The organism is Youhaiella tibetensis (assembly GCF_008000755.1).
In the GTDB taxonomy this organism is placed as follows: domain Bacteria; phylum Pseudomonadota; class Alphaproteobacteria; order Rhizobiales; family Devosiaceae; genus Paradevosia; species Paradevosia tibetensis.
Genome location: NZ_CP041690.1, coordinates 538106 through 552033, shown reverse-complemented (window position 1 = coordinate 552033; position 13928 = coordinate 538106). Strand labels below are relative to the sequence as shown.

Sequence of the window (13928 nt, the reverse complement as noted above, 5' to 3'; positions counted from 1 at the left end):
CATGGCGACCACAGATTCATCCCCCTATCTCGTTCTGGCACGCAAGTACCGACCGTCGAGCTTTTCCACGCTCATCGGCCAGGACGCGATGGTCCAGACGCTGGGCAACGCCTTCAAGTCCAACCGCATCCACCACGCCTTCATCCTCACCGGCGTGCGCGGCGTGGGCAAGACGACGACCGCCCGCATCCTGGCGCGCGCCTTCAACTATGAAGACGAGACCGGCCGGCACCCCACGCTCGATCTCGATCGCGAGGGCGTGCATGACCGCGCCATCATCGAGGGGCGGCATGTGGACGTCGTCGAGATGGACGCCGCCTCCAATACCTCGATCAACGATATTCGCGAGATCATCGACTCGGTGAAGTACGGCCCGGTTTCGGCGCCCTACAAGGTCTATATCATCGACGAAGTGCACATGCTCTCGACCGCGGCCTTCAACGGGCTGCTCAAGACGCTCGAAGAGCCGCCGCCCTATGTGAAGTTCATCTTCGCGACCACCGAAATCCGCAAGGTGCCGGTGACGATCCTGTCGCGGTGCATGCGGTTCGACCTGCGGCGCATTCCGCCCGAGGTCATGACGCCCTATCTTGCCGGCATCCTCGAAAAGGAAGGCGTGCCGTTCGAGGAGGACGCGCTGGCCATGATCGTGCGTGCCGGCGAAGGCTCGGCGCGCGACTGCCTGTCCCTGCTCGACCAGGGCATCGCCCATGGCGACGGCAAGGTGACGGCGGACACGGTCAAGGCCATGCTGGGGCTGGGCGATCGTGCCAAGACCATCGACCTGTTCGAAGACCTCATGGCCGGCCGCATCGCCGAGGCGCTGGAAGCGGTCAAGGCGCTCTACAATGCCGGCGCCGATCCGCAGACGATCGTCACCGACCTCGCCGATTTCACGCACCTGGTGACCCGCATCAAGATCGTGCCGGCGGCGGCCGACGACGTGTCGCTGACGCCCGACGAGCGCAAGCGCGGCTCCGAGCTCGCCGGAAAGCTCGGCATGCGGGCGCTGACGCGCGCCTGGCAGATTCTCTTCAAGGGTTACGAGGAGGTCTCCAAGGCCGGCAATGCGCTCCAGGCCGCCGAGATGGTGCTCGTGCGGCTGGCCTACGCGGCCGACCTGCCCTCGCCCGACGAGCTGCTGAGCAAGCTGGCGCGCCAGCCCATGGCTTCGGCACCCTCAGCGCCTCCTTCGCTGCCACGCGGCGGCGGCAATGGCGGCGGGGCGCAGGCGCTGCGTGTGGAGAGCCCGGCGCCGAACTACGAGAACCCCGCCCCGGTCTACGACAACGTTCCCCAGGCGGTGGCCGCGCCGGCGATGCCTAATCCGCGCAGCTATGCGGAACTGGTGGCGCTGGCCGGCGAGAAGCGCGACATTCTCCTCAAGCATGCGCTTGAAAGCGACATGCGACCGGTCTCGTTCAACGAGGGCCGCATCGAGATCGCGCTCACCGAAACAGCCAACCCCACCGTCGTGCAGACGCTGGCCGCCCGGCTCAAGACCTGGACGGGCAAGCCCTGGCTCGTGACGGTTTCCACCAGCAAGGTCGAGGGGCTCACCATTCGCCAGGAGCGCGAGGAGCGTCGCGCCCGGCAGGTGGCCGACGCCCATGACGACCCGCTGGTTCAGGCCATTCTCGAAACATTTCCGGGCGCCAAGGTTGTCAACGTCCAGGTTCGTGACGAAATACCGCTTGGCATAACCGAACATCCCCTACCCGAACCCGACGAGGACGATTGATGGCAGACTTCCTGAACATGATGAAGAAGGCCCAGGAAATGCAGGCCAAGATGCAGCAGATGCAGGCCGAGCTGGGTAATCTGGTCGTGGAAGGTCAGTCGGGCGGGGGACTGGTCAAGGTCTCGCTCTCGGGCAAGGGCGAGCTCAAGGGCCTCAAGATCGATCCGTCCCTGCTCAAGGCCGACGAGGGCGAGATCCTCGAGGACCTGATCGTGGCCGCCCACGCCGATGCCAAGAGCAAGGCCGAGGTCGAGATGAACAGCCGCATGCAGGAAGTCACGGCCGGTCTGCCGCTGCCTCCGGGCATGAAGTTCCCGTTCTGAGGATTTGATGGCCACTTCGGGCGGTCCCGAGATCGAGCAGCTCATCCAGCTCATGGCGCGCCTGCCGGGCCTCGGCCCGCGCTCGGCGCGACGGGCGGTGCTGCAGCTCATCAAGAAGAAGGAAGCCCTCATGGTGCCGCTGTCGGCGGCACTGGACCGGGCCGTCGATGCGGTGCGGGTGTGCGAGGTGTGCGGCAATATCGATACGCGCTCGCCCTGCGGCATCTGCGCCGATCCGCGCCGCGCCGAGGGCGGGTTGCTGATCGTGGTCGAAGACGTCTCGGACCTCTGGGCGCTCGAACGCGCCGGGGTTGGCATGGTCAAGTATCACGTGCTGGGCGGTGTGCTGTCCCCGCTCGATGGCGTGGGCCCGGAGGATCTTTCGATCGATGCCCTCGTCCGGCGTGCGCCCGAGTTCTCCGAAATCGTGCTGGCGGTCAACGCTACGGTCGAAGGCCAGACGACGGCGCACTATATCACCGACCGGCTGGCCGGGTCCGGCGTCAAGGTGACCCGCCTCGCCCATGGCGTGCCGGTGGGCGGGGAGCTCGACTATCTGGACGAGGGCACGCTCAGCCAGGCGCTGAAAGCGCGCACGGCGATCTAGCGGCCCCACGGCCTTCGTTCCCCTCGTCGCGTCCGGGGCCCCGTGATTGCTGCGAGCGCCTCGAAACTGCGATGTGACCCGGCCTTCGCCGGATAAGACACATTGGAGCGACACCCTCCCTTCTGCCCAGTAGCCCCGCATCGGCCAATGGCCTATTTTCCAAGTCCCTGATTCCCGGGAGCCCTCCTTGTCCCGCACCGACGCCATTCTCTCGCGCCTCCTGGCGCTCCATCCCAAGCTCATCGACCTGACGCTGGACCGCATCCTGCGGCTGCTCGAGGATCTCGGCCGTCCGCAGGACAGGCTGCCGCCGGTGATCCATGTGGCGGGCACCAACGGCAAGGGCTCGACCGTGGCGACCCTGCGCGCCATGCTCGAAGCCTCGGGCAAGAAGGTGCATGTCTATACCTCCCCGCATCTGGTGCATTTCCGCGAGCGCATCCGGCTGGCCGGCAAGCTCGTCTCCAATCGCCGCCTCAACGCGGCACTCGAACATTGCGAGCGCGTCAACAAGGGCGAGGCGATCACCTATTTCGAGATCACCACCGCCGCGGCGCTCTATCTCTTCGCCGAAGAGCCCGCCGACTACCTGCTGCTCGAGGTGGGCATGGGCGGCCGCTACGACGCCACCAATGTCATCGACCACCCACTGGGCACCATTATCACGCCCGTCTCGGTGGACCATGTCGAGTACCTTGGCCCGGAGGTCGCCGGCATCGCCAGGGAAAAGGCCGGCATCCTCAAGCGCGGGGCCAGGGCCGTGATCGCCCGGCAGACCGATGCCGGACTCGCCGCAATCGAGGCGGAAGCCCGAAAGCTCGGGGTCACGCCCTTTGTCGCCGGCCAGGATTTCGACGGGTTCGAACAGAACGGGCGGCTCGTCTACCAGGATGAAAGCGGCCTTCTCGACCTGCCCCTGCCCCGTCTGGCCGGCACCCACCAGATCGGCAACGCCGCCGTCGCCATCGCGGCAGCCCGTCATTTCGGCCTGCCGGTCAGTGATGCCGATGTCGCCGAGTGCCTAAAGAGCGTGGACTGGCCGGCGCGGCTCGCTCCAGTCAAGGGCAAGCTCTCCGCCCCGCTCTCGCCGGGCCAGGAGCTCTGGCTCGATGGCGGGCACAACGAGGCGGGCGGCGGTGTACTCGCCGATTCACTGCGCGCCATGGATGCGCGCAACCCGAGGCCGCTGGTGCTGATCATGGGCACCTTTGCCAACAAGGACGCGGCGGGCTACCTCAGGCATTTCGGCGATACGCCGGTGGCGGTGTTCACCGTTCCGATCCCCGGCGACCGAGCCGCCTGGAAAGCCTCGACGCTGGCGGACCTGGCCCGGAGCCTCGGGCTCAAGGCCAGCCCCAAGCGCGGGGTCAAGGCGGCGCTCGAGGCGGCCGCCGAGATCAAGAATGCGCGGGTGGTGATCTGCGGCTCACTGCATCTGGCCGGCCACGTGCTGGCCCTCAACGGCACGCCGCCGGTTTAAGCGGAGCGCTGCTTTACGGAGATGGAGTTCTACCGCTTCCCTCCCCCCTGTGGGGAGGGAGACCTGCTGGATCGTGCGGGTCACGCCCGACAAAACCACCCTCAATGAGCGTGCGATTCCAGCCACTTGACCAGCTGCACGCGGGATTGCCCCGCGCCAATCTTGGCGTCGGCGGGCTCGCCGCCCTTGAAGACGATCATGGTGGGCATGGCGCGCACATTGTAGCGCGAGGTGATGCGCGGATTGTTCTCGACGTCGAGCTTGACGATCTTGACCTTGCCGGCCATCTCGACGCTCAGCGCATCCAGGATCGGGTCCATGGCCTTGCAGGGCGGGCACCACTCGGCCCAGAAATCGACCAGCACCGGCTCGCTGGCGTTGAGGACTTCGGCATCGAAATTGGAGTCGTTGACGGCAAGAGACATCGTAGCTTCCATCGTTGATAGCCGATGGAAGCTACTCCGAGTCGACCACGACCGCAACATCTAGTAGCGCGCGTCTTCCAGGCCACAAAATGGATCGACCGGATTGGTGCCCGCAAAGGGCGCGCGCCCGAGAATGGCCTCGACCACCGCCTTCTGCATGCCCTCATAGGTGCCATAGGCATTGATATAGGTGGGCACGCGCGGCGCATCGTAGAGCAGGTACGGATAGCCGAACGAGATCATCAGCGTGGGGACATCATGCCAGGGGCGCGACATGGCGCCATGCAGGCGCCCGGTCAGCTTCATCCAGTCGATGAAGATGCTCGAGCGGGTCAGCAGGGTCTCGTCCCCGAAAAGATAGAGTACCAGGTCGAAATCGGTGGGTTCGAGGTCCGAGCCGCGCTCGAAGACCGTCACGTCAAAACCCTCGGCCCGGAGCAGGTCAGGAACCGAAAAGGCAAAGGGCGCGGGGGCGAGCGGCTGCACGATGCCGCCGGAATAGACGAGAACCCGCTTGTGGCGGGCCGGATCGAGCGGCAGGAGCTTCTGGGTATCCTTGACCAGCGTCGGCACGCGCGCCGTCGCCTCCGCTGCCGCCTTGAGGCTCTGCGGGGTCGCGAGGTTGGCGCGGGCGTGATCGAGATCCGGAATGCGATGCGGCTTGTGGAGCCCAAGGCGCGCCTTGAGTCCGAGGATCCGGCGCAAGGCATCCTCGAAGCGGGCCTGGGGCAGCGTTCCTTCGGCAAGCGCCTTGCGGATGCGGGCGAAATCGGCATCCGGATCGTCCGAGAAGAGGATCACGTCGCAGCCATTAGCGATCAGTTCGGCCAGATGCTCGTCCCGGCTCGAATAGGCGCCGAGGCCGCCCATGGGCGTGGCATCGGAGACGATGAGGCCGTTAAAGCCCAGGCGCTCGCGCAGCAGCGTCTGGTTGAGGATCTTGCTGATCGAGGCTGGCCGGTAGGCCTCGATGCCTGCATCGGGATCGATCGAGCGGACGAACGCCGGAAAGGCGATATGGGCCGACATCACCGAAAGCACGCCGGCATCGATGGCGGCGCGATAAAGCCGGCCGAAGGTCTTCTCCCACTCCTCGACGTTGAGCGGATTGATGGTCGTCACCAGGTGCTGGTCGCGGTCGTCATACCCCTCGCCCGGCCAGTGCTTGACCGTTGCGGCGACGCCCTCGTGCTGGAAGGCGGCGATCTGGGCCAGGGCATGGCGCTCGATGCGGTCCACTTCGCTGCCATAGGAGCGCGTGCCCACGATGGCCGAGCGGAAGGCCTTGTTGATGTCGATGACCGGCGTGAACGACCAGTTAAGGCCCATTTCACGCGCCTCGCGCGCCATGATCGAGCTGATGGCAGAGGTCGCCTGAAGATCGTCCACCGCGGCGAGCCCGAGCGGATTGGGCACCGGCGTGCCGAACGGCAGGCTCATCCGGCTGCCCTCGAGGTCCGCGCTCAGCAGCGGCGGCACCTTGGCCGAGGAGATGAAGGCGCGCGCAAAGCCGATCTCGGTCTCGAGATCGGGACCATAAAAGCGCGTGATGCCGCCGGGCTGGAGGCGCTCGAGCTGGGCCAGCGCCTCGTTCGGCTCGCCCATGGAAATGAGCACGAAGAGCTGACCGATCCGCTCCTCGGGCGTCAGGCCCTCGAGGGTGCTTTCCACCCAGGCCACGGCCTCGTCATCGAGGTTGAACGGCGCTGCACGCAGGTTGACGCTGACCAATCGATTCTCCCCCCAGGATCAATCTGGCAGCGAGAGTGGCCGCTGGCTGTCGGCAAGGCAAACAAAAACGCCACCGGCCGGGCCGATGGCGTTTTCGAATTCTTACGCGCCGTGATTGCTGATCAGGCTGCGGCGTGGCTCTCGAGCCACTTGGAAAGGCCCGCCTTCGGGGTCCCGGCGCCAATCTTCATGTCAGCGGCTTCGCCGTCCTTGAAGAGGATCATCGTGGGGATCGAGCGGACACCGTACTTGACGGTCGTCGAGGGATTCTCGTCGATATTGAGCTTGACGATCTTCACCTTGCCGGCGAGTTCGGAAGAGAGTTCATCAAGGACCGGTGCGATCGCGCGGCAGGGCCCGCACCACTCAGCCCAGAAATCTACGAGCACGGGCTCTTTGGAGTTAAGGACTTCCTCGCCGAAGTTGGCGTCGGAAACGTGTGTGGTCATTAGAGGTTGCCTTTAGGTTGAAAAGCGACGCGTGTTTGAGCCCAAAAGCTAGGAAGAGTCCATACCTGGTTCAAGCTTCATCGCTCCAAGGTGAAAGCCGAGACGGGTTTCGCCAGTAAGGGACGTGGAAGAATCATTAATGATTCCAACCTTGTCCACAGGATCGCTGCTTCGACATTATGGCCCGGGAACAGCTGGTCTGCAACCAGCGCATAGAGGCCGAGCTGGGTCTTGTAGCCGCTGTGGACAGAATCGGGATCGGCCGGCGGCTGCGCGTCGGATTTGTAATCCACCACAAGGACTTTGCCGTTTTCGACCACGATCCGGTCCATGCGTCCGGCCAGCCAGATGGGTGTGGAATTGCGCCGCGCCTTGACGAGGAATGGCACCTCGGCACGACTGTTGGGGCCGAACAAATGCGCCAGTTCGGGGCGCGTGAGGATGGCCTGGGCGCGCGCGGCCAGTTCGCCATGCAGCTCGGGCGCCCCGGGCAGCAGGGCCGGCAGCGCCTTTTCGAGCACGCGGTCTCGTTCGCCCGGTGCGACCCGCACCAGGTGCTGGAGCAGGGCGTGCAGGGCGATGCCCGAGCGGCGGGCGGTCTCGGCATCCACCGCCTCTTCGAGGGTCGTCCGGAACGAGCGGTCGATGTCGGCCGGCTCGTAGGCCGAGGACGGGGTGACCACCACCCTGTCCCGGTGTTCGGGCAGTTGGGGCAGCGCGAAGGGCAGCGGGAATTGCGGCTGGCTCGCCTTCCAGCCCCTGACATTCGCCACGGGCGGCGCCTCGGCCGGAAAAGCGAGCGTGCCGGTGGCGTCGTCCCTGGCCGCCTCGGCAACCAGTGCCCCCTCGATGGCTTCATACCAGGAGCCCTCGATCTTGCCGTTCTTGGTCAGGGCGCCGGTGACGTAGAGTTCGTCCTCGGCGCGGGTCATTGCGACGTAGAGCTTGCGCCAGTATTCGGCCTTGAGGTTGGCTTCGTCGGCGTCGCGCAGCGCCATGGTTTCGCGCACGTGCTGGTCGGAGGACGGCGCGTGGATGAGAAGCGGACCGGCACCCTCGTGCACGACATAGACCGGCTTGGTGGTCTGCTTGGTGTCCGGCTTGCTGGTGGCGTCGGCGAGGATCACGATCGGGGCTTCCAGGCCCTTGGCCCCGTGCACCGTCATCACCCGCACGCCCCCGCCGCTTTCGGCCAGTTCGCGCTTGATGGCGATGTCGCGCAGGCGCAGCGAGGCGACAAAGCCCTGCAGGGACGGCTGGCCTCCTTGTTCGTGGGAAAGCGCCAGGTCGAGGAATTCGGCAAAGACGTCGTCTACCTCGCCGCCGAAGCGGCGGTGGAAGAGGCGCAGTCCGCCTTCGGCGTAGAGAATGCGCGAATAGAACTCGAACGGACGGTCGAAGTCGGCTCGCCCGCGCCAGCGGTGGAGCATGCCATAGGCCGCGCGCGCCTGTTCGAGCGGGGAGGCCTCTAGCGCCGCCCAGAGCGTACCCTCACGCTCGTGGGCGATGGTGTAGAGGGCGTCTTCCGAAATATCGAAGAGCGGAGAGCGCAGAAGTGCGGCCAGTTGCAGGTCGTCGGCCGGGTTGAGCACGACGTCGCCCAGCGCCAGCAGGTCGAGCACGGCGATATGGGTGGTGACTGCCAGGCGGTCGGCGCCGGGCGTGGGCAGTCCCCGCTGCACCAGGGCGCGGATGATCTCGCGGAAGAGCGCGTTGCGCGACTGCACGAGGATGAGCACGTCGTCCGCGGTCACCGTCCGCCCGCGCGTGCCCAGCGGCCGCCCGTTGTCGATCCAGCCGCGGATCTCGCGCGCCATGCGCTCGGCGACCTGCCGGGCGGCATCCTGCTCGACGCGCGGGGGCACTTCGAGCGCCCATTCGGAAGCGTCGGTCTTGTCCTCAGGCGGCGCGACCGGGGGCCAGAGCGTGACGCGCCCACCCAGGTCCGGCCGTGCGGTATCGTGGTGCGGCTCGCCCTCGGGGGCCAGCACGGCGCGACGAATGTCGTCGCGCGCGAAGACCTTGTCCACCGCGAGGAGAATATTGCGCAGCGTGCGGAAACTGGTCTGGAGCGGTACGCGCTCGAAGCTCTTGCCGGCGTCGCGCGCCTTGCGTTCGTAGCGGCGCCCTGTTTCCCCGAAAAGCAGCGGGTTGGCGCCCTGGAAGGAATAGATCGACTGCTTCTCGTCGCCCACCGCAAAGACCGTGCGCGGCCGCTCGACCGCGCCCTCGCCGGCAAAGAACTCGTCGGTGATGGCCTCGATCACCTGCCACTGGTCGGCATTTGTGTCCTGGCTCTCGTCCACCAGCATATGCGTGATGCCGGCATCGAGCTTGTAGCGCACCCAGGCCGATTGCCGCCCGTCGCGGAACAGCGTCCCCAGCCGTTCGATAAGGTCGTCGAAATCGAGCAGCGAGCGGGCGCGCTTGTCGGCCTCGTAGCGGTCGGAGATGGCCCCGAGAACGTCGAGCAGGGCTTCGGAGCGCTCGATGAGCAGCGCATGGGTCAGTCGGGCGTTGAGCGCCTCGATGCGCTCAGCCTCGGCCAGCAGCCGCGCGGCGAGATCGGGCGCCTTCTTCTTGATGTCGGCCTTGGGAAAGCGCTGCGGCACCAGACCTTTGTCGGTGAGATAAAGGCCGATGAGATGGTTGGCCGAAACGTTGGCGAGGTCGGTACGGGCGAGCTCGTCCTCGAAGGCTTTTCCGCCCTTGGGGGGCGTAATCGAGAAGACGCGCTGGACATCCTCGGGGCCGATCAGTTGCCCGTCGACGATGCGGGCGAGGATCGTCTCGCTCCCCTCCCCGTCAAAGCGCGTCAACTCGCGCAGGCGCGTCTTGGCCAGCGGGCGGTCGGCGAGGACCCGGCGCAGCTTGCGGCCATCGGCCAGCGCCACCTCGATGGCCTGCCCGATGGCATGGTCGGTCATCAGCTCGAAAAGCGTCGCGACCGCGCCGGCGATCTCGGGGTGGCCCTTGAGCCCGTCCGAAAGCACGCTCTCGCGCGCCGCCAGCACCATCTGCAATCGCTCCTCGTCCTCGACCACCGCGAAGTCGAAGGGCACCCCCGCTTCGAGCGGGAAACGGTGCAGCACGCTTTCGCAGAAGGCGTGGATGGTGACGATCTTGAGCCCGCCCGGCGTTTCGAGCGCATGGGCGAAGAGCGTGCGCGCCCGCTCCAGCCGCTCGGGGGTCACCGGACCGCTCTCGAGTTCGCTCAGTTCGGTCCGCAGCTTGGCTTCTTCGGCCACCGCCCAACTGGCCAGCCGGTCCGAAACGCGCGCCCGCATCTCGGCGGCTGCCGCCTTGGTATAGGTGAGGCACAGGATGGATTCGGGCGTCACGCCCGAAAGCAGCAGCCGCAGCACGCGCTGGGTGAGCACATAGGTCTTGCCCGAGCCGGCATTGGCCGCCACCCAGATGGAGGCCGATGGGTCCGCCGCCAGCCGCTGGCGGTCGCGCGTGAGGGTCGAGACCTTGACCTGCCGGCTCATTCCTCGTCCCCCTCGAGCAGCGTCCATTCCTCGTTGCGCGCCAGGTGGTCATAGGTGCCGCGATAGCGGCGCGTCACGTCCGGGCGGATGCGGGCGGCCATGGGCCGGGCATCGGAAAGCAGGAATTCGGTGACGTGGCGCTGCAAGCGCCGCCCCACCTCGTCGGCCGCGCCCATGAGCGAAAAGCCCTGGCCCGGCTTGAAGTCGGTGGGCTTGAAGGCTTCGGGGCCGGCCGCGATCTTCATATAGATGAGGGCGCTGCTCTCGCGCGGCTCCATGCCCTCGAACGCCCCTTCCCGCGCCATCGCCGCTTCGAGCAGCAGTTGCGGGGCGTCGAAATTGCGCATGTCAGCCGGTGTGGGAACCGAGCCGGTCTTGAAATCGATGATCTCGAGCGTGCCGTCCTTGAGCACGTCCAGCCGGTCGGCGATGCCCACGAGGCGGAAATTGTCGAGGAGGGTGAACGTCCATTCGCCGGAAACCTCGGCATGGCGCGATGCGATGCGCCCGTCGCGGTCGCGCTCGAAGGCCAGGAAATCGCGGGCCGCATGCTCGAACCGGCGCAGCCAGATATCGCGGCGCTCTGCCACCGCCTCGAGCCCTGAAAACGCTTCCCGCGCCATGGCGTTGAGCGTTGCGAGCGCTCCGGCGGCGTGGATATCGTGTCCTTCGATGATGAAGCGGGCGAAGACCTCGTGGATCATGGTACCGCGCTCGCGCACCCCCACCTCCTCGCCCAGGGGGTCGAGGCGGCGCAGCCCGAGCACATGCTTGGCGTAGATGTCGTAGGGCGAGCGGAAAAGGGTTTCGATTTCCGTCACCGAGAGCCGGCGCGGCCGTGCCGCTGCGGGCGGACGGGGCATGGGACGCAGCGCACCGCGCGGGCTCACCACCGTATCGAGCGAGCGTGCCGCTTCCAGCCATACCCGGCCCTTCTCGCGCAGCGCCTTGGCGTCCTCGCCGATGAAGGCTTCGAGCCGCTGGAGCAGGCGCGAGGGCAAGGCGGGGCTGGTTCCCATGCGTTGCGCATAGGCGACGATGACTTCGCCATTGCCCAACGCCATCTCGAAGTCGTGGGCGGCCAGCCCCTGCTTGCGCTCGGGCGGTTCCAGTCCCGCCGCCAGGCGCATGCCGCGGCTCAGCCACGGGCCGGGATCGGCAGTTTCCGGCCAGATGTCCTCGTTGACGCCGGCCAGGATCAGCAGGTCCGGGCTTTGCAGGCGCGCTTCCAGTTGCCCCCAGATGGAGATGTCGTCGCGCCGTGGCTGGGCATTGCGCACTTCGAAGCCGGCCATGAGCTTATAGAGCACCTGGTCGAGTCCGGTTGCGGGCAACAGCGGCCCCTCGCCCTCGCGTCCGCCGAGTTCTTCGGCCCAGGCTTCCAGTTCGCTGCGCCCCGGCATCGGGCCGGGCGCGGCCACCCGGGCGAAGGCCTCGGCCAGCGTGCGCGCCAGGAGCGCGGCCGAAAAGCGCGTGTCGCTTTCGAGCAGGGCGCAGACCGGGGCGATGGCCGTCTCGAGGGCATCGAGGAGCGGGGCCAGCCGCTCCTCCTCGCGCCGTTCGGCGACGAGCGCCCGGATGCCGGCGAGCCCCGGACCCGGACGCCGGCCGCGCAGCACCCGCGTTTCGAGAATGTCGGCGAGGCGCGCCACCTGGGCCCGCTCGAGCCCCAGCACCGTGGCGCGACTGCGCAGCAGCGCCACCAGGTCCACGGGTGCAAAGCCGTTGGCGGCAAGGCTGAGAATCTGTCGCACCAGTCGTCCGGCGGGCGCGTGGAAGAGGGGGGAGCCGGCGGCGTCGTCCACTTCTAGCTCGAAGCGCAGCAGTTCGGCCGCGATCCGGCGCGCCAGGTTACGGTCGGGCGAGACGATGCCTACGCTTTTGTGCGCCATCAGGGCGCCGCGCGCCGCCAACGCAATGGCGCGCGCTTCCTCATCGGCCGTCCGCGCGCCCAGGATCGTGATGCCCTTGACCGCCTCGGCCATGCGCGGCAGTAGCGCAGCGCGGGTCTGCGCCCAGCGGGCAGTGCCGTTCGCCAGCGCCAGGGATTGCCGGATGACCTCGGCCCGCACGCCGGGCCGCCCGAGCTCGACGACCGTCGATGGCGGCGTCCCAAGACGGCGCAGCAACTGCGCCAGCCCGTATTGCGGATGGCCGTGCGGAGCTTCCTCGGTCCTGAGCAGGGCCTCGTAGTCGAGGTCGGGATCGAGGCCGGGCAGCACCAGGGCCCCGCGCGGCAGCCGGCTCAAGGCGCCCAGCAGGTGCGCGGTGGCCGGGATCGAGCCGGTGGAGCCGGCGGCGATCACCGGGCGTTCGCCGAAGACGAGCGGCGCCGTCGCGGCCTGGCGTTCGAGCCGCAGGTTGCGGATGGCGCTGGCATCGGCCTTGCCGCGCCCATCCAGGATCGCCGGCCAGGCTTCGAGCGCGATGTTGAGGAAGCCGAGCACGCGCTGCCAGTTCTCGGCCAGTTCGTCAGGCGCCAGCGCCTTGAGCGCCGAAGCCGGCACCTGCTCGGTATTGAGATCGTCCACCACCTGTCCCAGGCTGTCGGCGAGCGCCAGGATTTCGGCGGCGTTGGGCGGGGTGGAGAGCGTCTGGGCCCCCTGCTCGGTCCTGGACCAGGCTTCGATGAGGCGAGCCAGGATCAGGCGGCGCTCGAGGCGCGACACCGGCTGGGGGAGCGGATCGGCCTCGATCGGGGGCAGGAACGGCTCCTCTTCGGGCGCTTCCCCGCCGAAGGTGCGGATGTCGGGCATCAAGCCATGGCCGCGCTCGGCAAAGGCCCGGGCGAGCGCAAGCTGGGCGCGCCGCGTCGGCAGCACGATGGTGATATCTGAAAGCCAGAAGGGGTTGTCCTCGCCGCGCGGCCAGTCGCCCAGCAGGGTGCCATCGAGAATGCGTTCGGCCAGGGTCGGCAGGAACGGCGTATCGGGGGCGATGGAATAGACTTTCGGCTGGCTCATGCCGAAGCCAGCAGATGGTCGGCTTCGGCCAGTCCCTGGACGTCTCCGACATGGAACCAGGGCGCATCGAGAACTACCCCATAGAGGTGGTTGCGCTCGAGGTTACGGTCGAAAAGCGCCGCCAGCGAGAACGCGCCTTCGGGTGCCCCCTCGAAGACCGAGCGCGCCACCAGCGCGACACCGCCATAGATCACCGGCTGGCCGCGATCGAGAGTGACGTGCGCATCGGGCGCCAGGCAGAAATCGTGGCTGCGGCGGAAGCCGTGGGCGCGCCGGGGCTGCACGCAGAGCAGCACCATCTCGGGTCGTTTCTCGGCGAAAAGGTCGATCATCCGCCCGATCGGCGCGTCCGAGCCCTCGGGCCAGAAGGCATCGGTATTCATGATGAGGATAGGGTCGGTGGCCAGCAAAGGGAGGGCCTGCCGCACGCCGCCGCCGGTGTTGAGAAGCTCGGGCTCGTTCGACACGGTCAGCCCGCGCTCGCGGGCGGCGGCCTCGATCTGGGGCGCCAGGTGGTGGGCGTTGATCACGAACCGGTCGAGGTCCTCGTCGCGCGCATTGGCGATGACCCGGTCGAGCAGCCTCTGTCCAGCCACTTCGATCAGCGGCTTGGGCGTGGTTTCGGTGAGCGGGAGCATGCGTTTGCCGTAGCCCGCGGCAAGCAGCATCACATCGGGTTTGAGTCGGGTCATGGCCGGATTTGACCGTGCCCGGAGGG

The 13928-nt window shown here is 67.3% G+C and carries 10 protein-coding genes; 4 read left to right on the top strand and 6 right to left on the bottom strand.

What is annotated here, in order from left to right; translation table 11 throughout:
* The first annotated feature begins 1 nt into the window (after position 1).
* The 4 genes from FNA67_RS02750 to FNA67_RS02735 all read left to right on the top strand — a co-directional run bounded on the left by FNA67_RS02750 (position 2) and on the right by FNA67_RS02735 (position 4151).
* The gene (locus FNA67_RS02750) at positions 2-1741 is read left to right on the top strand and encodes a DNA polymerase III subunit gamma/tau (protein WP_147654979.1); all 1740 of its coding nucleotides are present in this window, start codon (positions 2-4) and stop codon (positions 1739-1741) included.
* Positions 1741-2064: a YbaB/EbfC family nucleoid-associated protein gene (locus FNA67_RS02745; protein WP_049707624.1), complete on the top strand. Its 324-nt coding sequence runs from the start codon at positions 1741-1743 to the stop codon at positions 2062-2064. Before FNA67_RS02750 ends, FNA67_RS02745 begins: the two co-directional genes overlap by 1 nt.
* Before the next feature lie 7 nt (positions 2065-2071).
* On the top strand, positions 2072-2671 hold the full coding sequence (gene recR, locus FNA67_RS02740) for a recombination mediator RecR (RefSeq protein WP_147654978.1): 600 nt from the start codon (positions 2072-2074) through the stop codon (positions 2669-2671).
* A gap of 187 nt (positions 2672-2858) precedes the next feature.
* Positions 2859-4151: a bifunctional folylpolyglutamate synthase/dihydrofolate synthase gene (locus FNA67_RS02735; protein ID WP_147654977.1), complete on the top strand. Its 1293-nt coding sequence runs from the start codon at positions 2859-2861 to the stop codon at positions 4149-4151.
* Positions 4152-4252: 101 nt separating this feature from the next.
* On the opposite strand, the gene trxA (FNA67_RS02730) is transcribed toward FNA67_RS02735, so the two are convergent.
* The 6 genes from trxA (FNA67_RS02730) to FNA67_RS02705 form a co-directional block, all read right to left on the bottom strand.
* Positions 4253-4576, bottom strand: coding sequence for a thioredoxin (gene trxA / locus FNA67_RS02730; RefSeq protein ID WP_049707621.1), 324 nt, complete (start codon positions 4574-4576; stop codon positions 4253-4255).
* 60 nt (positions 4577-4636) lie between these two features.
* Entirely contained in the window at positions 4637-6307 is a 1671-nt protein-coding gene (locus tag FNA67_RS02725; protein ID WP_147654976.1) for a glycoside hydrolase family 3 protein, read from the bottom strand.
* 122 nt (positions 6308-6429) lie between these two features.
* Positions 6430-6756, bottom strand: coding sequence for a thioredoxin (gene trxA, locus FNA67_RS02720; protein ID WP_049707619.1), 327 nt, complete (start codon positions 6754-6756; stop codon positions 6430-6432).
* A 77-nt stretch (positions 6757-6833) separates the two neighbouring features.
* The gene (addA, locus tag FNA67_RS02715; RefSeq protein WP_170267189.1) at positions 6834-10247 is read right to left on the bottom strand and encodes a double-strand break repair helicase AddA; all 3414 of its coding nucleotides are present in this window, start codon (positions 10245-10247) and stop codon (positions 6834-6836) included.
* Positions 10244-13210, bottom strand: a complete 2967-nt coding sequence (gene addB, locus FNA67_RS02710; RefSeq protein WP_147654974.1) for a double-strand break repair protein AddB — start codon at positions 13208-13210, stop codon at positions 10244-10246. Before addB ends, addA begins: the two co-directional genes overlap by 4 nt.
* Positions 13207-13902, bottom strand: a complete 696-nt coding sequence (locus FNA67_RS02705) for a nucleotidyltransferase family protein (protein WP_147654972.1) — start codon at positions 13900-13902, stop codon at positions 13207-13209. Before FNA67_RS02705 ends, addB begins: the two co-directional genes overlap by 4 nt.
* Between the last annotated feature and the right edge of the window lie 26 nt (positions 13903-13928).